Source organism: Kitasatospora sp. NPDC059722 (assembly GCF_042733235.1).
Lineage (GTDB): Bacteria > Actinomycetota > Actinomycetes > Streptomycetales > Streptomycetaceae > Kitasatospora.
On record NZ_JBHWGD010000121.1, the window covers coordinates 1 to 16503 of the forward strand.

Annotated in this window: 19 protein-coding genes and 1 pseudogene; 6 read left to right on the forward strand and 14 right to left on the reverse strand. The window is 73.1% G+C overall.

What is annotated here, in order from left to right:
* The 3 genes from ACFV4F_RS38575 to ACFV4F_RS38585 form a co-directional block, all read right to left on the reverse strand.
* The coding region (locus ACFV4F_RS38575) for a Pvc16 family protein (protein WP_380509843.1) at positions 1-195 on the reverse strand (195 nt) is incomplete at its 3' end.
* A gap of 103 nt (positions 196-298) precedes the next feature.
* Positions 299-3556 (reverse strand): hypothetical protein, encoded by a 3258-nt coding sequence (locus ACFV4F_RS38580; RefSeq protein ID WP_380509844.1) that lies wholly within the window; start codon positions 3554-3556, stop codon positions 299-301.
* A gap of 181 nt (positions 3557-3737) precedes the next feature.
* Entirely contained in the window at positions 3738-4535 is a 798-nt protein-coding gene (locus tag ACFV4F_RS38585; RefSeq protein WP_380509847.1) for a response regulator transcription factor, read from the reverse strand.
* Positions 4536-4771: 236 nt separating this feature from the next.
* Here ACFV4F_RS38585 and ACFV4F_RS38590 point away from each other — a divergent pair, with 236 nt between their 5' ends.
* Together ACFV4F_RS38590 and ACFV4F_RS38595 are read left to right on the forward strand one after the other, a co-directional pair.
* Positions 4772-6124 carry a hydrolytic protein gene (locus ACFV4F_RS38590; protein WP_380509850.1) on the forward strand — a complete coding sequence of 451 codons (1353 nt, stop codon included), beginning with the start codon at positions 4772-4774 and terminating at the stop codon, positions 6122-6124.
* A gap of 614 nt (positions 6125-6738) precedes the next feature.
* Positions 6739-7374: a hypothetical protein gene (locus ACFV4F_RS38595; protein WP_380438632.1), complete on the forward strand. Its 636-nt coding sequence runs from the start codon at positions 6739-6741 to the stop codon at positions 7372-7374.
* 149 nt (positions 7375-7523) lie between these two features.
* Here the strand turns inward: ACFV4F_RS38595 and ACFV4F_RS38600 are convergent, their stop codons facing one another.
* From ACFV4F_RS38600 to ACFV4F_RS38610, 3 genes are all read right to left on the reverse strand, one after another.
* Positions 7524-7787 (reverse strand): hypothetical protein, encoded by a 264-nt coding sequence (locus ACFV4F_RS38600; RefSeq protein ID WP_380509852.1) that lies wholly within the window; start codon positions 7785-7787, stop codon positions 7524-7526.
* 194 nt (positions 7788-7981) lie between these two features.
* Complete coding sequence (locus ACFV4F_RS38605; RefSeq protein WP_380509856.1) at positions 7982-9085, reverse strand: methyltransferase domain-containing protein; 1104 nt, start codon at positions 9083-9085, stop codon at positions 7982-7984.
* A complete protein-coding gene (locus ACFV4F_RS38610) occupies positions 9082-9252 on the reverse strand; it encodes a hypothetical protein (protein ID WP_380438628.1) in 171 nt (56 codons plus the stop codon). Before ACFV4F_RS38610 ends, ACFV4F_RS38605 begins: the two co-directional genes overlap by 4 nt.
* A 137-nt stretch (positions 9253-9389) precedes the next feature.
* Here ACFV4F_RS38610 and ACFV4F_RS38615 point away from each other — a divergent pair, with 137 nt between their 5' ends.
* Positions 9390-10145, forward strand: a complete 756-nt coding sequence (locus ACFV4F_RS38615) for an SDR family oxidoreductase (RefSeq protein ID WP_380509859.1) — start codon at positions 9390-9392, stop codon at positions 10143-10145.
* A 52-nt stretch (positions 10146-10197) separates the two neighbouring features.
* Here ACFV4F_RS38615 and ACFV4F_RS38620 read toward each other — a convergent pair whose 3' ends face one another.
* A complete protein-coding gene (locus tag ACFV4F_RS38620; protein WP_380509862.1) occupies positions 10198-10845 on the reverse strand; it encodes a hypothetical protein in 648 nt (215 codons plus the stop codon).
* A 79-nt stretch (positions 10846-10924) separates the two neighbouring features.
* Positions 10925-11518 carry a TetR/AcrR family transcriptional regulator gene (locus ACFV4F_RS38625; RefSeq protein ID WP_380509865.1) on the reverse strand — a complete coding sequence of 198 codons (594 nt, stop codon included), beginning with the start codon at positions 11516-11518 and terminating at the stop codon, positions 10925-10927.
* Positions 11519-11609: 91 nt separating this feature from the next.
* Here ACFV4F_RS38625 and ACFV4F_RS38630 point away from each other — a divergent pair, with 91 nt between their 5' ends.
* A complete protein-coding gene (locus tag ACFV4F_RS38630; protein WP_380509868.1) occupies positions 11610-12083 on the forward strand; it encodes a nuclear transport factor 2 family protein in 474 nt (157 codons plus the stop codon).
* An 80-nt stretch (positions 12084-12163) separates the two neighbouring features.
* On the opposite strand, the gene ACFV4F_RS38635 is transcribed toward ACFV4F_RS38630, so the two are convergent.
* Positions 12164-12538: a nuclear transport factor 2 family protein gene (locus ACFV4F_RS38635; protein ID WP_380509871.1), complete on the reverse strand. Its 375-nt coding sequence runs from the start codon at positions 12536-12538 to the stop codon at positions 12164-12166.
* Positions 12539-12742: 204 nt separating this feature from the next.
* Between ACFV4F_RS38635 and ACFV4F_RS38640 the strand changes: the two genes are divergently transcribed.
* A complete protein-coding gene (locus tag ACFV4F_RS38640; RefSeq protein WP_380509882.1) occupies positions 12743-12979 on the forward strand; it encodes a hypothetical protein in 237 nt (78 codons plus the stop codon).
* Positions 12980-13029: 50 nt separating this feature from the next.
* On the opposite strand, the gene ACFV4F_RS38645 is transcribed toward ACFV4F_RS38640, so the two are convergent.
* The 4 genes from ACFV4F_RS38645 to ACFV4F_RS38660 all read right to left on the reverse strand — a co-directional run bounded on the left by ACFV4F_RS38645 (position 13030) and on the right by ACFV4F_RS38660 (position 15358).
* Positions 13030-13593 carry an NADPH-dependent FMN reductase gene (locus ACFV4F_RS38645; protein ID WP_380509874.1) on the reverse strand — a complete coding sequence of 188 codons (564 nt, stop codon included), beginning with the start codon at positions 13591-13593 and terminating at the stop codon, positions 13030-13032.
* A 52-nt stretch (positions 13594-13645) separates the two neighbouring features.
* Positions 13646-14188, reverse strand: coding sequence for a YceI family protein (locus ACFV4F_RS38650; RefSeq protein WP_380438615.1), 543 nt, complete (start codon positions 14186-14188; stop codon positions 13646-13648).
* A gap of 108 nt (positions 14189-14296) precedes the next feature.
* Positions 14297-14716, reverse strand: a complete 420-nt coding sequence (locus ACFV4F_RS38655; RefSeq protein ID WP_380509877.1) for a nuclear transport factor 2 family protein — start codon at positions 14714-14716, stop codon at positions 14297-14299.
* A gap of 138 nt (positions 14717-14854) precedes the next feature.
* The gene (locus tag ACFV4F_RS38660) at positions 14855-15358 is read right to left on the reverse strand and encodes a MarR family winged helix-turn-helix transcriptional regulator (RefSeq protein WP_380438611.1); all 504 of its coding nucleotides are present in this window, start codon (positions 15356-15358) and stop codon (positions 14855-14857) included.
* Between the two features lie 262 nt (positions 15359-15620).
* Here ACFV4F_RS38660 and ACFV4F_RS38665 point away from each other — a divergent pair, with 262 nt between their 5' ends.
* Positions 15621-15923, forward strand: coding sequence for a putative quinol monooxygenase (locus ACFV4F_RS38665; protein WP_380509879.1), 303 nt, complete (start codon positions 15621-15623; stop codon positions 15921-15923).
* A gap of 45 nt (positions 15924-15968) precedes the next feature.
* Here the strand turns inward: ACFV4F_RS38665 and ACFV4F_RS38670 are convergent.
* Positions 15969-16244 (reverse strand): annotated as a pseudogene (locus ACFV4F_RS38670) (hypothetical protein); the annotation flags it as partial.
* Positions 16245-16503 lie beyond the last annotated feature (259 nt).

Genomic DNA, 16503 nt, shown 5'->3' on the forward strand with positions numbered 1-16503 from the left:
GTACTCGGCGACGGCGCCGGCCTGCCGGCGGGCCGTGTCCTCGCGCATCCCGTAGAGGAACACGTCGACCGTCGGCGCGACCCGCCGGGCCGCCATGTCCCGCGTGGGCGCGTCGAACACCACCTCGACGCCGCGCTCCGGCAGACCGGCCTCGGCGAGCAGCAGGCGCAACGCCTCGTCGACCTCGTGGATCACCGCCGCACCGCCTCCCCCGACCGACCGTTCCGGTCACCCGTCACGTCCTCGCGGCCCCTCCCGGCCTCGCCGCCGACCACGCCGACCACGCCGACCACGCCGATCACCGCCGCTCCACCTCCCCCGGCGGGCCGATACTGCCCTCCACGACGAGGAACGGGCAGGTCACCGGCGAGAACCCGGGACCGTCGGCGGTGATGGTCCGCGGACCCGTCTCGTCCTTGGCGAGGATCAGCAGCTGCCCGGCGAACGTCCCGTCCGCCCGCGGGTAGGTGGGCGCCGCCGAGGCGGTGATGCCGGGCTGCCAGGTGAACCGCACCGGCGCGCCGGGCGGGAAGTCCACGCCGCGGACGGACGTGACGAAGCCGGGCTTGCCGATCGGCGGCACCGCGACGATGCGGGGCTGCAGGATGCGCAGCGGGGTGCTCGCCCGGTGCGGTCCCGGTTCGGCGTCGGTGCCGGTGGTGGTGAGTTCGGCGGTGATGGTGGTGTCGAGCGCCGCTACCGGGGACAGCACCACGCGGACCACCTGGCTGCGGCCGGGCCGCAGGTCGGCGAGCGCACACGTCCCGGCCCGGCAGCCCGGGGGCAGCGCCTCGGCGGGCACCCCCGGGGGCAACCCGAGGGACAGGCGCAGCCCGGTGGCGAGGGCCTGGCCAGCGTTGCGCACGGTGTAGGTGACGGTGACGTGGCCGCCGACGTAGCCGGGGTCGGGCTGGGCCGCGATGGCCACGCCGGGGCCGGCTGCGGGCTGGGGGCCCGGCTGCCCGTGCGGGTCGGTCGAGCCGGGCGGTGGCGCGGGAGCCGGCGACGTGGGCGTCGGGCTCGGCGTTGCCGTGGGCGAAGGCGTCGGCGTGGGCGAAGGCGTCGGCGTCGGCGAAGGCGTCGGCGACGGGCTCGGTGCGTCCTGCACTGGCAGGACCGTCTCGGCGAAGTCGTCCTCCGGATTCGGGTCGACGACCGTCCCGGTGACGCTCCAGCCGAACGGCTGCGGCCCGCTGCGGGTGCCGATCAGCGTGGCCGTCACCCGGACCTCCGCGCCCGGCGCCAGGGTGCCGAGGTCGCAGCGCAGCGCGCCGGCGTCGCACGTCCCGACCGGGGTCTTCAGCCCGCCGAGCCGGGCGCCGGTCGGCACCGAGACCGTGAGGGCGGTGCCGGGCGAGGGCGCGGGGCCCTTGTTGGTGATGGTGACGGGCACGTCCGTGGCGGTGCCGACGGGGACGTCGGGGGTCCGGGCGGGCGCCTTCAGCGCGAGGTCGACGGACTGCTGGACGGACGGCTCCTTCTGGCGTCCCGGCTGCCGGCGGTCGAGCGGGGTGAGCGTGCCGGCGGCGAAGTCGTAGACGCCGAGCCCCTCGGGCGAGTCGGGCGGCAGGGCCCGGCGCGAGGTGAGCACCAGCTGCGCGCCGTTCGCCGTCCAGGCGACGTCGCGGGGCTGGTACGGCCCGGTGGCCGAGGTGTCGGGCAGCGTGCGGGTGCAGGCGCCCTTGTCGTCGCGGAGCCCGGCGGGCAGGACGACCGTGCAGTCGGCGCCGGTGGGCGAGGTGATCAGCACGCCGTCCTGCCGGTTGTTCCCGCCGTCGCCCGCCTTGCGGTTGAAGGCGATGCGGCGGCCGTCGGGCGAGAACACGGGGCTGTCGTCGATGACGTTGCAGGTGCCCGGGCAGATCGCCTTGCTGAGGTCGGTCTGGCGGGTGAGGTCGCCGGCGGGCACGGTCCAGACGTGCAGGTTGCCCGCGTTGCCGTTGACCACGGCCGTCCTGGAGAAGGCGATCAGCTTGCCGTCGGGGGACCAGAAGGGCTCGCCGTCCGAGGCCCCCTGTTGTCCGGCCAGCGGCTCGACGGTGCCCACGACGGCGCCCGTGGACACGTCCGCGATCAGGATCCGGCCCGGCCGCGCGGGCGTCTGGCCACCGCCCGGGGCGCTGCGGCTGAACACGATCAGCTTGCCGTCCGGCGAGAGCGACGGGTCGGTGTCGCGGTCGTCGGGGCGGCGCCCGGCCAGGTTCATCGGGTGCGGGTTCGAGCCGTCGGCGTCGGCGAGCCAGATCCGTTCGATCCGGCCGGCCGGGGAGTCCTCGTAGCGGGTCACCACGATCTGGCGGCCGTCGGGCGTGTAGGCCTGCCGCTCGAACCAGGGGTCGTACCCGGGGCGGGGGTGGAAGAGCGGGTCGGCCGCCGGGTCGGTGCTGGTGTTGGTGTCGGCGGCCGGGTCCTCCCTCAGCACGCTGATGCCGAGGTCGCGCGGGTCGGCGCCGTCGGGGAGGACGTCCTGGACGTCGGCGACGTTGGAGGCGGACGCGCTGGTCTGCTCCACCACCGGGCCGCCCTGGGCCTGGGTGCCGAGCCAGGTCGGCGTGGCGATCAACCGGTCGGTGCTGTAGAGCAGTTGGGGCGCGGTGCAGTCACAGGTCGGCGCGCGGTAGAGGTTCACGACCGGCGACTGCGGCGGATCCGCCGGGGGTTTGGGGGTGGCCACGTCGGGGCTGAGGAAGAGGACGCCGGTGCCGTCGGCCAGCCAGGAGGCGGAGCCGGTCTTCCAGGTCGAGCCGGTGCCGGGGAAGAAGGCCTTCTCCCCGCCGGTGGGCGAGGTGAGGATGAGCGTCCGGCCCTTCTCGCCCTGGTCCCAGGTGTAGACGATCTGGTTGCGGTGCTCGTTGTCGTCGAGCGGGTTCCAGGTCGGGTCGACGGCGTTCCCGCTGGTCACGTTGGTGATCCTGGTCGGGGGCCCGCCGGCGAACGGCCGCAGGTAGATCTGGGTGTGCGCCGGGTCGCCGGTGCACGCGTACGCGACCCACGTGCCGTCCGGCGAGACCGTCGGGTGCGTCTCGTCCGCCGCGCCGTCGGTCAGCCGCCGCAGGCCGCCGCCGTCCCGGTTCACCACCCACAGGACGTGCTGGGACGTGCTGCCCGTCCCGGTGGGCTCCAGCGCCTCGAAGACGACGGCCTTGCCGTCCGGCGCGAGCGCGGGGTGGGCGGTGTCCATGCCGGTGGTCAGCCGGTGCACCGCGCCGGCCGCGTCGCGCAGGTACACCTGTGGCAGCGGGCCGTCGCGCAGGCTCGTGAAGACCAGCTCGCCGCCGCGGGCCGAGGGGTCCTGGTCGAAGTGGACCGGGCCCGGACCGAACAGCGGCGTGCTGTCCGCCGTGCCGGTCACCCGGCCGAGGCCGCGGTGGTTCGTGCCGGCGAAGACGATCCGACCACCGGGCGCGTCGGCCGTCACGGCCGGGGCGGCCCGGCCGCCCGACCCACCGGGGGCGGAACCCAGGGTCAGCACGGCCGCCGCCAGCGCGAGCAGGACGGCGACGGCGGCCCGGGCCGGCCGCCGGTTGGAGCGGGGAGTGCCGGTGGCGCCGGTCACGCTCGACCTCACAGGTTGCAGGGGCGGTCTCCCCGGCAGTCTCACCGGCCCGCGCGCCCGGGAACAGGGCCCGGGCACCCGATCCGGGGGTAGCGGCCGCTGTCCCCGGAGGGCAGGACGCGGCGGTCCCGGGGCCCGCCCGCCGACGGGGGTTCGAAGGCGGGCCCCGGTGCACCGCCCCTCAGATCAGCCCGCGCCGCATCGCGAACCCGACCGCGTGCGCCCGGTTGCGCAGGCCCAGCCGCGTGATGATCTCGTGCAGCACGTTCTTGACGGTGCGTTCGGAGTAGGAGGTCTTGGCGGCGATCTCGCTCGTGTCGAAGCCCTCCGCCACCAGCCGCAGCATCTCCACCTCCCGGGCCGTCAGCGTCGACAGGGTCAGCCCGCGCCCGTCGAGCATCGTGCGCTGGAGCACCCCGATCCGGTCGAGCAGTTCGCCGAGCAGGTCCCCGGGCATCACGCCCTCACCGTTGGCGAGGGCGGTGATGAGGTGCACCAGCCGGTCCTGGTCCGCCTCCGAGCGCCGCAGCACCGCGGCGACCCCGTACTCGACGATCGTCTGCAGCCCGCCCGCCTCGAAATGGCCCACCACCAGGCCTATTCGGCCCGAGGTGGCGAGCCGCAGCCGGCGCAGCCGCTCGGCCACCACATCGGTCAGGGCGTCCACCACCAGCAGGGAGACGTCCGCCTTCCCCGCGTCCGCCTCGCTCAGCAGCTCCACTTCCGGCCGCTGGCGCAGTTGCTGGACCACGCCGGTCTGCAGGATGAGGTCCTCCGCGTACACGGCCACGCGCACCTGGCCCGGCCTGCCCGGCACCTGGCCCGCCGCGCCGGACGGTCGGCCCGCCGCGCCGCGCACCGGCTGGACGGGGACGCGCGCCGCGTCGGAGGGACGGGCGTTGCCGGACCGTGGCGCCACCTGGGTCCGCCGGGTGGTGACGGCCTCCTCGCGGGACGTATCGGTCGACGTCGACGTCATCGAACACTCCATTCTGCAGTGGACCTGCGGTGTGACGGCCGTCCGCCGCAGGGCGGGACCGGCCGTAAGCCTGAGTGGGGGTGCCCGGCTCGCGCGCTGCTGCGCGGCGGCACCGGACGGGGGTGCGTCGTTCGCCCGTGACGAGGGCGGCCTGTCCGCGCGGGGCAAGGGGTGCGGCCCGCGGCTTGCCCGCACGGCCCTCTCCGCGGACGGGCCGACGGTCCTACCGTCACGCTATGACCACATCCGCCGAACTCGGCCTGCCCACACTGACGGTGGCGCCCGGTGGCGTGGCCACCACGACGCTGACCGTGCGCAACGGTCTCGACATCGTCGAGGCGTACTCGCTGGAGGTCGTCGGCGACTGCGCCGCCTGGACGACGGTCGAGCCGGCCCGCGTCTCCCTCTACCCCGGGACGTCCACGACGGTGACGGTGCGCCTCGCCCCGCCACGGTCGCCCGCCGCGCGCGCCGGTGAATTCCCGCTCGGGATCCGGGTGTTGCCGACGGAGCGCCCCGAGCTGGTGACGGTCCCGGAGACCACCGTCACCGTGACACCGTTCCAGGAGCTCCAGGCCGCGATCTCCCCGCGCCGCCGCCGCGGCTGGCTGCGCGGGCGCTACCGGACGTCGGTGCGCAACCTCGGGAACGCCGCCGGCAGCGTGGTGTTCACGCCCGGGCAGGCCGGTGAGGACCTGCGGTTCAAGGTCACCCCGGAGAAGCTGCGCCTCGAACCCGGCGAGTCCGGGGAGGTGCGGCTGCAGGCACGCGCCCGCAAGCTGATCTGGTTCGGCAAGCAGGCGTCCTGGCCGTTCGAGGTCACGGTGGGCCCGGAGGAGGTCAAGCCGCCCGGGAAGGAGTCGGCCGACACCCCCGCCGAGGTTCCGACGGCGGCTCAGCGCCCCGTCCTCAGCGGTGAGTTCCTCCAGCTCCCGATCTTCCCCAAGTGGCTGCTCGCCCTCCTGGCGGCACTGATCGCGCTGTTGCTGGCCTGGTTCGCCCTCGTCCGCCCGGCGGTGCGCAGCTCCGCGAAGCAGGCCGCCGAACAGGCCGTCGCGCAGCAGAGCGCCACCCCCGGCCCGGCCACCGGCGCGGAGCCGGGAGCCCCGGCCCCCGGCGGCACCCCCAACCAGGGGAAGCCCGGCGCCGGCCAGCCGGGAGCCGGGCAGCCGACCAGCGGCAGCCGCGGCGGCCCCGGTCCGGGCCTGGCGGTGCCGGGCAGCGGGCAGCAGAGCTCCGCCACGATCGACGTGCAGACCGCGAACACCGCTTCGTCGTCCGGCAGTTACCAGGTGCCGCATGGCAAGGTGTTCGACATCACCGACGTCGTGGCCAGCAACTTCCAGGGGGACCAGGGGCAGTTGACCATCACGGCCGGCAAGCAGACGATCATCACCATCGCGCTGGAGACCTTCCGCAACCAGGACTACCACTGGGTGACTCCCATCCAGGTCCCCGAGGACCAGGCCGTGACGGTGAACGTGACCTGTGAGGCGCCCGGCACCCCGGCCTCCGGCAAGCAGGCGCCGACGTGCCACGAACTCCTCAACATCAGCGGAACGTTGAGCGACATCAGGCAGGGAAACTGAATCGGCGTGCATCCCGACGTCCGTTCCCCCGGGGAACCGGACCGGAAAGGTGCACCCGGCGCCCCACCCGTGTCAACGGGCCCCTTCCGCCGGAACGGGCCCGCCCACCTCCGCGATCTCCCCCTGCCCCATCCCCTCCCGCGCCCCGTGACCATGTCAACACTCGGTAGACACCCTTGCTCGTTCGGGCACCTACTGCCAACTCCGGCCGACCGGCCCCCGCACACCCACCTGCCCTCCCGGGGAACCCTGTAGGGCCCCGGCGGGCAGCGGGCCCGTCCCGCGCGGGCGGCCGACTGTGCCCCGACGCGCTCCTGACGTTCCGTCGATCCGGAGTTAGCGTTGCGCCGATCCCACACCAAAGACGGCACCAGGGCCGTACGTACACCAAATCACCACAAGACCGGACCGCTACACGAAGGAAACCCCACTCGACGCACGCGGCCCCCTGGCCCGCCGGCCCGCGGAGCCGACAGCCGATCGCGGTCGGATCCCGGCGCCCGGCTCCTCACACCCTCCGGTCGTGCGCACGGTTGCGCACGGTTGTGCCCGTTCGGGCAGCCTGTGCCATGATCGTCTGCCGTCATGCCGTCAGGTCGACCTCGGGGGGACACATGAGCCGGATCAACTGCCCGCAATGCGGGACGCTCGACCAGGTGCGGAGCGTTCCCAGCGTCTACGAGTCGCAGACCAGCACGTACTCCGGGACCAGCACCGGCTACTCCTCCGGCGTCGCGTACGCGCGAGGGGTCGGGGTGGTCCCGAGCTTCGGCAGCTCGACCGTCCACAGCTCCGGCTCCACCAGCAGTCTGCTGGCGTCCCACATCGCGCCGCCGCCCCCGCCGCGGCTCGTCCGGCCGAGCGGCGGGTGCGCACTGGCGATCGTCGTGGCCGTCGCGGCGGCCTGGGCGCTCGCCATGCTGCCGTTGTTGACGTCCGGCGACAAGGGCGCCGGGCAGAACTCGGCGATCGCGTTCACCGTCCTGGGCGGCCCGTTCGTCCTCGCGGCGGTGTTGCTGATCATCCAGCGCTCAAGGACCCGCCGGCGCTCGCAGAAGGCCTTCGAGGCACATTCCGTGGTGTACCCGTCCTTCGCGACCGCCTGGAGCGCCGCCTACCTGTGCCTGCGCTGCCACGTCGCCTACGTGCCGGAGGGCGCCCTCGGAATCGGCGCCTCACCGGCCGTCCCGGTCCACCGCTTCCCGGACCTGGTCGCCAGTACGGCGGCCCGGCTGCGCGGCGAGATGTGACGAGCACCTCCCGTCAGGGGAACGGCCGGTGGCCGTGCCGTGCGGGACGCCCGTTTCCAGCCCTGTGTTCTCGGTGCCCATCGGCCGCATCCTGGTGACCTGGTCGGACGTCTCGATCCCGCGCCGGCCCGGGTCGACCGACCGCGCGCCTACCGGCGGAAGAGCTCCGAGCCACGGGCACCGCGCGATTTCTCCGTGGTGACGATCAGGAAGGTCCGGTACTCGCGGGCCATCGCCTCGCACGCGGGACTGCCGCCGAACACCGACTCCAGGAGTCCGTCCAGGTCGTACCCCAGCACACGGTCCTCGGCCGCCGCGTCGATCCCGTCCCCGTGGAACTCCGCGACGATGCCGATGGCGATGATCCGCACCAGCGCGACGTACCGCTCCCAGCTGGTGAACTCGGGAACCACACAACGGACGTACTCCCAAGCACAGGCCAGGACCTCGGCCCGGGTCCCGGCCGGGAGATCCGGTCCCCTGAGATCGGAGTCGAACTCACTCGGATAGAACCAGGCATCCGAGCTCGCGGGCCTCGTGACCATCGGGCGCTCCAGGGCTTCAGGGCTTCAGGGCTTCAGGGCTTCAGGGGGCCTTGTCCGATCGGCTACCCATTCCGGGCACCGAGCACCCAGCCCGGGCCGTCGAGTCCATCGAGCCAGACCCGCTGATCGTCCCCGGCGATGGTGAGGCCGTAGCGACCCCGCTCCGGGCGGTCGTGGTCCTCGTACGTGCGGTGGGCGGCTTCGAGCTCGGACCACAGGCGACGAGGCCCGCTCTCACGCACGCTGCCGTCGGCCCGGAGCTCGGCGATCGACCCGCAGGGCGCCCAGACGCAGGCGCCGACCGGCCGACCGGCATCCGCCAGGTCGTAGGTCCAGCCCAGCCGGCCGAGGGCGATGCCGACCAGGAAGCGGAAGTCCTCGTCCACCACCGCATCGGCCCCGACCTCGCTCGCCCGGCCATCACCACCAGGCAGCCTCGGGCGACGGATGATCCCGCTGTCCCCCGCCGCGCGGAGCGGCGTGAAGTACGCGCCGGTGGCGAGGAACCGCCCACCGGCCTCCCCGGGACCCGTCTTCTCGGCACGTACGACACCCGCCCCGAGCGGAGCCACGATCACACCGCCGTCGGCGAGCCCCGACAACCAGGCAGCCGGGATACGGCCGATCCCACAGGTCGCGATGATCCCGCCGAACGCGCCATCAGCGGCAGCAGCACCGTCCGTGGTGACGACGGTCGGCCGGTAGCGCGTCATGCCGAGCCGGCGCCGGGCCCCGGCCGTCACGTCCGGATCGACGTCGACGGTCACGACCCGACCGGAGCCGTAGCGGTGGGCGAGCAGGGCGGCGTTGTAGCCGGTCCCGGTGCCGATCTCCCTCACCCGGCCGTCGCCGAACTCGCCGAGGGCCTCCAGCATCGTGGCCATGAGGGACGGCTGCGTGGACGACGACGCAGCGTTCCCGTCGATCAGGTGCGTGACGAGCGGCCGGTCCTCGTACACGGCCCGCAGCCACCCGGGGTCGTCCCGGCAGACGCGCTCCTGCCGGCCGTCCGGCCCCTGCCGGTAGAAGTACGGCACGAAGACGTGCCGGGGCACATCCCGGAACGCGCGCTCCCACGCGGGGTCGTTCAGGGAGCCGCCCGCGACGAGCGCGTCGACGAGGGCGCCATGGAGGGTGTCGGCGCCCGGCTCGGTGGTGGAGGTCACGCGGTGCCCTTCTGCAACAGATCCGCCAGCGCGGTGGTGACGGCGGAGCGGGTGCAGTCGATCCACGCCCACTGACCGCCCGGGTTGACGTCGACCAGCCAGTGCGTCCCGGCCCGGTCGACGATCAGGTCGACGGCGGCGAAGACGAGTCCGAGCCGCCACAGCATGTCCAGGATGCCCGTGCGGACGGCGGCCGGCAGGCCGATCGGCGCGTACGTCAGCCGGCGACCGGGCCCACCCCTGACACGAGCGCAATATGATGATCCATCAGTTGTACTCCACGGGTGGATCAAGGAGAACAGTCATGTCCGAAACAAGAGTTCGCGATCTCGCGGGCAAGGTCGCGATCGTGGTGGGCGGCAGCCGGAACCAGGGCGCGGCCTGCGCCGAGGTGCTGGCGGCGCGCGGTGCGACCGTCGTGATCAGCTACGCCAACGACGCGCAGGCCGCCGAGCAGACCGTCGCAGCTCTGCGCAAGCACGACGTCACCGCGGAGGCGGTGCGCTCCGACGCCGCCGTGTCCGCCGACGTCACCGCGCTGTTCGCCGGGGTGGTGGAGCGGCACGGGCGGCTCGACATCGTGGTGCACCTGCCCGGCATGGTCCTCAAGAAGCCGCTGGCCGAGATCACCGACGAGGAGTTCGACCGGGTGATCGACCTGAACACCCGCAGCGCGTTCTACAGCCTGCGGGCGGCGGCGCGCACGCTCGCGGACAACGGCCGGTACGTGGTCCTCTCCACCACGCTGACCTCGGTGATGACCGGACCGTACGGGCTCTACTCGGGCAGCAAGGCCGCCGTCGAGCGCATGGTCCTGGCGGCGGCCAAGGAGTTGGGCGCGCGCGGCATCACGGTCAACGCGGTGGCCCCCGGTCCGGTGGACACGTCCTTCTACCGGGCCGCCGAGACCCCGGAGTCGATGGCGGCCGCCGCCGACCACAGCCCGCGCGGCCGGCTCGGCCGGCCCGACGACATAGCCCCGGTGGTGGGCTGGCTGGTCGGCGACGAGGCGGGCTGGGTGTCCGGCCAGACGGTGCGCGCCAACGGCGCGATGTTCTGAGCCGCGGCGGCCCGGGAGTCCGGTTCCTCGTCCACCTGTGGGCGCAGGCCCCTCAGTACCAACGGGTCTGCCCGGCGACGCCCTGCCCCGTCCGGGCGGCATGGCGCAGCACGCGCAGCGGGCCGTCGAGGAGGGCGTCGGCGTCGTGGGCGGGATCGTCTCCCAGGCCGTCCAGCCAGGCCTGGATCCGCTCGATGACGTCCCGGCACCGGGGGCCGGTCAGGGCCAGGGCTTCCTCGGCGCGGGGCAGGCAGGCCCGCACCTGGGCGGAGTCGAGCAGGAAGTCGCCGAACCATCCGGGGAGTCGGAGCGTCGCCTCGGCGCCGAGTGCGTAGGCGAGGGCCCAGAAGGGGTTGGCCTTCCGGGCCGTGGCCGCGAACAGGCCCTCGCCCTCGTTCGCCGGGAACTGCTCCATGACGGCGTCGCGCAGGGCCTCCACGGCGTCGGAGTCGTCCAGGCAGCTGTCGAAGAACCGGTAGAGCCGGAGGGCGTCCTCCGTGGCCGCCCACCCCCCGGCGCCGGCGGTCCGCCGGGTGAACAGGGACTCCCCCGCCAGCCCCCGCCACCACGCCAGCTCGGTCGTCACACCGGCGGGCGCCGACGGCGGGGGTGGCGGCGAGCTCCGGACGGCGGTGAGCAGCAGCTCCCGCACCTGCTCGTCGTCCACCGTGCCGACGACCCACACACCCGTGGCGCTCACGGCCTGCCTCCCACTCTCACGATCCGACCGCAGATCATGCCCGACGCCTCCGACGGAGCACCGGCCGGGGCCGTGCCTCCTACCGCTCCGCGGCCCCCGCCCACCACGCCGGGGCACAGGCCACCGCCGCGTCGACCAGGTCCTGCTTGGAGACCGATGCGTCGGCGAGCCACGCCCGGATCGCCCCCGCGAAGCCGTGCGCCAGGAACTGCGCCACGACCGGCCGGCTGACGTCCGGGAGAGCGGCGTCGCCCGCGCGCGCCAGGAACGCGAGAGCGTAGTCGGCGAAGTGCCGCACCAGCGCGTCGTAGACGCCGCGGTCCGCCGGTTCGGCCAGGGCGTGCCGGTAGACGGCGGCGAACCGCTCGACGTGGTCGGCGACCTCCGCCGTGGCCAGGCGCAGCAGTTCGGGACCGGGCCGCCCCTCGGCCCGACGTCGCTCCTCCAGGCGGTGGCCGGTCTCCAGATCGGCGTGGAGCGCCTCGATGAGCGGATCGAGCGGGGTCGCGTAGCGGTTGTAGAAGGTCGCCCGGGTGATCCCGGCGCGTTCGGCCAGTTCCGCGACGGTGATCCGGGACACGGGGCGCTGCGCGGCGAGCTCGACGACGGCCTGCCGCAGGGCGGTCGTGGTCCGGGCGACGCGCGGGTCGGTCCTGTCGTCCACGGTGCTCACGCCGCTCGCCTCCTGGCCCCTCCGCCCGGTTGCGGGTGGCCCGCGACCGATGTCTTATACAGGTGTCAAATAGTTTACGAGGGGAGTCGCCATGTCGCCCCACGCCACGGTCCCGCCCGGGGAGGCCGCCGACCGGCTCGCCATCCGCGAACTGGTCGACGCCTACGCGCACTGCGCGGACCGCCGGGACGCGAAGGGCCAGCTGGCCCTGTTCACGGAGGACTGCCGCTTCCTGGTCTTCATGGACGCCACCGCGGCCGAGCCGACCCAGGAGCTGCACGGCCGCGGGTCCCTCGCCCCGGTCTTCGACAACCTCAACACCTACCGGGCGACCACCCACTTCAACGGCCAGAGCACCGTGTCCCTCGATACCGACGGCCGACGCGGTTCCGGCGAGAGCTACTGCCTGGCCCACCACGTTTCGTACGGGGCGGACGCCGAACGCACCATCATGGTCGCGTCGATCCGCTACCTGGACGAGTTCGTCAAGCAGGACGGCACGTGGCTCTTCGCCGAGCGCCGCCTGATGGTGGACTGGACCGAGACCCGCCCCTCCACGCCCTGAGCCGGACAACAGCCTGCGCGACGCCGACCCGGCCGCCGACCGTGAACCCGGCGCGGGGACGGGTGGCCAGTCCGGATGAGTCAGACGCTCTCCGGACCGGCGCCGTCGACGAACGTGTAGAGCTCGACGATCACGCCGTCCTTGCAGCGGGCGATGTCCATCCCGGTCACGACGGGCGGCCGGCCGGCCGGACCGAAGCGGAATCCGAGGTGGCCGAGGTCGTCGTTCACGGAGACGGGACCGTCCGGTTCGAAGACCCAGTCCGGCGTCTCCTTCCGCAGCTCGGCCGCGCGCCGCGCGAGGGCCGCACGCCCGCGGACGACGCGGTCGGGCTCGTGCCAGACCACGTCCTCGGCGTAGGTCCCGGCGATGGCCGCGGCGCGGCGGACGGGGTCCGGCTCGTTGAAGACGGTGAGGAGGTTGCGCCGCATGAGGTCGGCGACGGTGCGGGTCATGGTCCGTCCCTAGGAATGTGAGGCGGTCCGGGAGGACCGGGTGTGGCTGATGGTCGGTTGCCGTCCGTGGCTGCGAAGGAATGGCCGCGCGGTCCTTCGGGACGCTCCGACCACTGATTGAGAACTGCGGTCATCGCTGGTCAGGGACCTGTCGGCGGAGTGTTCTACGGACCACGAGGTGCTGGTCACGATGGATACGGAGCGATGGGATTGAGCGCGTCTCACGATCGGATATGGGTCGGCATCGACGCCGGCAAGGGGCACCACTGGGCGGTGGTGGTCGACGCCGCCGGCGACCGCGGCACGCAGCACGCGTACCGCCTCGTCGCGGTCGCGGGGCGGGCCGAAGACGTTGTCGCCGGCCAGCTGCATCGCGCCGTATCCGATGCGGTGCACCCGCCGGGGGCCGAGGGCGTACGAGCCGGCGGCCGCGACGGTTGAGGTGTGTTCGGGCATGACGTCTCCCCTGTCCGGACGTGCGGACTCGGCTGTCAGTTTCGGACGGTCCGCATGGCCGCCGCCCAGGACTCCAGCTCTTCGAACAGCTTGGTGGCCGCGGCGTCGTGGTGCGCGCCGGGCTTGAAGAGCGAGAGGTCCTCGAAGTCGGTGAACAGCGAGAAGGCCAGCTGCTGGTTCACATGGGCGAGTTGGACCGCGCTGGCGACGGTGCGCAGGTGCTCGGCGGCCCGGATGCCACCGACGGTGCCGTACGAGACGATGGCGGCGGCCTTGTTATTCCATTCGGCGTAGGCGAAGTCGATGGCGTTCTTCAGCACGCCCGGGAGGGAGTGGTTGTACTCGGGGGTGACGAAGACGTAGCCGTCGAACTCCGCGACCTTGGCCGCCCACGCCTTGGTGTGCTCGCCCTGGTACCGGCCCATGGCCGGCGGCATCGGCTCGTCCATGAACGGCAGCGGCCAGTCCGCGAGGTCGACGAGCTCGTACTCGGCGCCGCTCCGGGCGCCGGCCCGGTCGACGACCCAGTCGGCGACGGCCTTCCCATTGCGGCCGGGGCGGGTGCTGCCGAGGATCACGGCGATCTTGAGCGAGGTCATGACGTTCACTCCTTGCGTACGGCTCGGCCGGGCGGGGCCGGGCGGGGCGAGGCTAGGCGGGGCTTCCGTCGGTGCGGTTCGCGTCCGTCAGGCGGGCCCGGACGGTCGCGGTCAGCCGGAGGCGGCGCCCGGCCACGCCCTTGAGCCCGGTGACGCCGTGGGCGTAGCGGTCGACGGTCGCGGTGGCCTCCACGGCGATCTCGTCGCCGTCGACGTCGGCGCTGGTCACGGTGAAGGTGACGGGCGCGCCGGTGCCGTGCGCGGTCAGCTCGCCCCGCAGGGCCCAGACGCCGGTTTGGTCCAGTTCGGCCCCGGTGGCGGTGAAGCGGATGTCCGGGTAGGTGGCGGTGTCCAGCAGGGCCTTGGACAGGACCTGGCGGTCGCGGTTCTTGTTGCCGGTGTCGAAGCTGCCCGCGTCGGCGACGGCGTCCACCCGGCTCGCGGTGAGCGGCTCGGCCAGCGAGACGGTGCCGCCGCGGAGCCGGAAGCTGCCGCGGACCGTGCCCAGTCCGAACAGGTGCTTGGTGGTGAAGGTGATCTCGGAGCGGGGGACGTCGATGGCGTAGCGGCCCGGCGTCGGCGTGGCGGTGGTCATGATGAACCCTCCTGCTTCACTTGAGCCTTCAAGTTAAACTCTGAGCCTGTGAACTTGAAGGCTCAAGCGACAACAAGCACGAACCGGCTCCTGTTCCCCCGAGCGGGCTCAGCCGAGGCCGAGCTGGCGGGCGATGACGGAGCCCTCCGCGTAGCAGTCGAAGCGCTTGATCCTGCCGTCGGCCAGCTCGAACACGTCGCAGCACGGCGCGTCCATCCGCTTGCCGGTGGGCGGAACCGTCCCGGCGGGCGTCTCCAGCGGCCCGAGGTGGGTGCCCTGCAGGCGCAGCTGCACGATCACGATGTCGCCGGTGACGTAGAACCGCTCCAGCTCGCGGTGCATGTCGGGGAAGGCCTTGGCGTACACCTCGACCGTCTTTCCGAGCTCCTCGGCACCGCGGTACGTGAACGGGATGGACATGTCGGTGAAGGTGCCGTCCTCCGTGAAGGCCGCGACCCAGCCGGCGACGTCCTGCTCCTCGGCGACCTGGTAGGCGGCGCGGATGATCTTCTCGTTGTCGTGGGACATCTCGATCCTTCCGATCCCTGCGGTGGCTTGCGGTACACATTCACTTTAACCTTCAAGTCATCGCCGAGCGCAAGAGGCTGGAAGGCGGGAATTTTCAGGACACTTGATCGCCCTGCGCCCTACAGACGACTTGAATCGTCAACGAGCAGGCGAGTCGATGCGCTGCAGGATGCGCTCGGCGTCCTGCCCGAGCCGGCGCAGGCGCTCGCCGGAGAGGTTGTCCACGACGAGGCGGCGGACGAAGGCCACGTGGGCGGGTGCTGCCGTTTCGAGCTTGGCCATGCCGACGGGCAGCAGGATGGCGTTGGTGAAGCGCCCGTCCGCGGGGTCGGCCTCCCGGCGGACGTAGCCGCGGCCCTCCAGTCGCTTGACCAGGTGCGAGAGCCGGGACAGCGACGTGCTGGTGTTCTCGGCGAGGACGCTCATGCGCAAGGTCCACTCGGGGGCCTCGGACAGCATCGCCAGCGTCATGTACTCGACCATGCTCAGATCGGCGTCGCGCTGCAGCTGGGCGTCGATGGCCCAGGGCAGCCGCGTCATCAGCCGCACCACCGACAGCCAGGAGTCCAGCTCGGCCGGGCTGAGCCAGAGGCCGTCCTGCTCGCCCGCCCGCACCGCGGTCGCCTCGTCGTGGGTGGTCATTCTCGCAGCGTATCAGCCGCACTCCACGGATGACATGGACTGCCACAGCCGTGCACGATGCGGCCATGTCACATGAACATTCAATGGGGCCCCCGGCCGGGCGGCATAGCGGGTTCCTCCCCATCGACCGACCGCGCGCCATGGGGCCACGGCCGCGGGACCGATCCATCCGCCCACGATTGTACATACCAGTAGATACAGGCATGTCTGCCAGGTGAGATCCCGGTTCCCCGGCGGGCCTCACCGATCTACGCTCACTCACATGCCACAGTCCGTACGCCTCCACGTCCACATCACCACCCTCCCGGGCCGCGGCCAGGAGCAGCTCGACGCCTACGAACGCCTCGCGCCGCTCGTGCGGGCCGAAGAGGGGTGCCTGCAGTACGACCTGCACCGGGTCGTCGGCGATCCGGACCGGTTCGTCCTCACCGAACTCTGGGCATCGCGCGGGGCGTTGGCCGCGCACGACGCCACCCCGCACATGGTGGCCGCGGACGCCGCCGGCCCGGCGTTCCGGGCGGGTCCCGCGCAGGTGATCGAGATCGAGGCCGAGCCGACGGCGTAGGCTCACCGGCCCGGGTCGCCGGCCCCCCGGGCCCCCGGCCCGGCACCCCGGGAAGTGGCCCAGGTGCCCGTGCAACTCTCCGTCCTCCTCAAGGGAGGCGTCCGGGGGCGGCAGGATCAGCTCGGAGGGCTCCAGAGCGTCGTCGGGCAACGCGGTGCCGAGGCGGCGCACCGCATCCAGGAGCGCCCCCAGGGTCCGCCGGAAGCCCTCCTCGTCGCCGCTCTCCATCTCCGCGAGCAACTCGTCGTCGAGCGCGTTCAGCTCGGCGAAGTGGGAGTCGGCCAGCCGCACTTGCCCCTCGCCCATGATGCGCACGATCACCGTGGTCTCCTGTCCCGAAAGCGCCGTCCGGCACCGCGCCGAATCCGCCCGCCAAGGACACCAGGCCGCGCGCGCTCACCGACCCGACATGCCGCCGCGTTCACGCTCAGCGGACGATCGACCACCCCATCGGCTCCGCCGGCCGCCGACGGCAGCACCCTGGCGGGGGGGCGCGGGGCCCCCCCCCCCCGGCCCCCCGGCGCCGCGGCGCGGCGGCGGGGGTCGAAGGTGCTGGTGGCAAATAATGAATAAAAAAAAA

What these genes read in the sequence shown, in the direction of transcription:
- ACFV4F_RS38585 (WP_380509847.1), bottom strand. Translation starts at nt 4,535, where the DNA reads ATGACGTCGACGTCGACCGATACGTCCCGCGAGGAGGCCGTCACCACC.
- ACFV4F_RS38590 (WP_380509850.1), top strand. Translation starts at nt 4,772, where the DNA reads ATGACCACATCCGCCGAACTCGGCCTGCCCACACTGACGGTGGCGCCC.
- ACFV4F_RS38595 (WP_380438632.1), top strand. Translation starts at nt 6,739, where the DNA reads ATGAGCCGGATCAACTGCCCGCAATGCGGGACGCTCGACCAGGTGCGG.
- ACFV4F_RS38610 (WP_380438628.1), bottom strand. Translation starts at nt 9,252, where the DNA reads ATGCTGTGGCGGCTCGGACTCGTCTTCGCCGCCGTCGACCTGATCGTC.
- ACFV4F_RS38615 (WP_380509859.1), top strand. Translation starts at nt 9,390, where the DNA reads ATGTCCGAAACAAGAGTTCGCGATCTCGCGGGCAAGGTCGCGATCGTG.
- ACFV4F_RS38630 (WP_380509868.1), top strand. Translation starts at nt 11,610, where the DNA reads ATGTCGCCCCACGCCACGGTCCCGCCCGGGGAGGCCGCCGACCGGCTC.
- ACFV4F_RS38635 (WP_380509871.1), bottom strand. Translation starts at nt 12,538, where the DNA reads ATGACCCGCACCGTCGCCGACCTCATGCGGCGCAACCTCCTCACCGTC.
- ACFV4F_RS38640 (WP_380509882.1), top strand. Translation starts at nt 12,743, where the DNA reads ATGGGATTGAGCGCGTCTCACGATCGGATATGGGTCGGCATCGACGCC.
- ACFV4F_RS38645 (WP_380509874.1), bottom strand. Translation starts at nt 13,593, where the DNA reads ATGACCTCGCTCAAGATCGCCGTGATCCTCGGCAGCACCCGCCCCGGC.
- ACFV4F_RS38650 (WP_380438615.1), bottom strand. Translation starts at nt 14,188, where the DNA reads ATGACCACCGCCACGCCGACGCCGGGCCGCTACGCCATCGACGTCCCC.
- ACFV4F_RS38655 (WP_380509877.1), bottom strand. Translation starts at nt 14,716, where the DNA reads ATGTCCCACGACAACGAGAAGATCATCCGCGCCGCCTACCAGGTCGCC.
- ACFV4F_RS38660 (WP_380438611.1), bottom strand. Translation starts at nt 15,358, where the DNA reads ATGACCACCCACGACGAGGCGACCGCGGTGCGGGCGGGCGAGCAGGAC.
- ACFV4F_RS38665 (WP_380509879.1), top strand. Translation starts at nt 15,621, where the DNA reads ATGCCACAGTCCGTACGCCTCCACGTCCACATCACCACCCTCCCGGGC.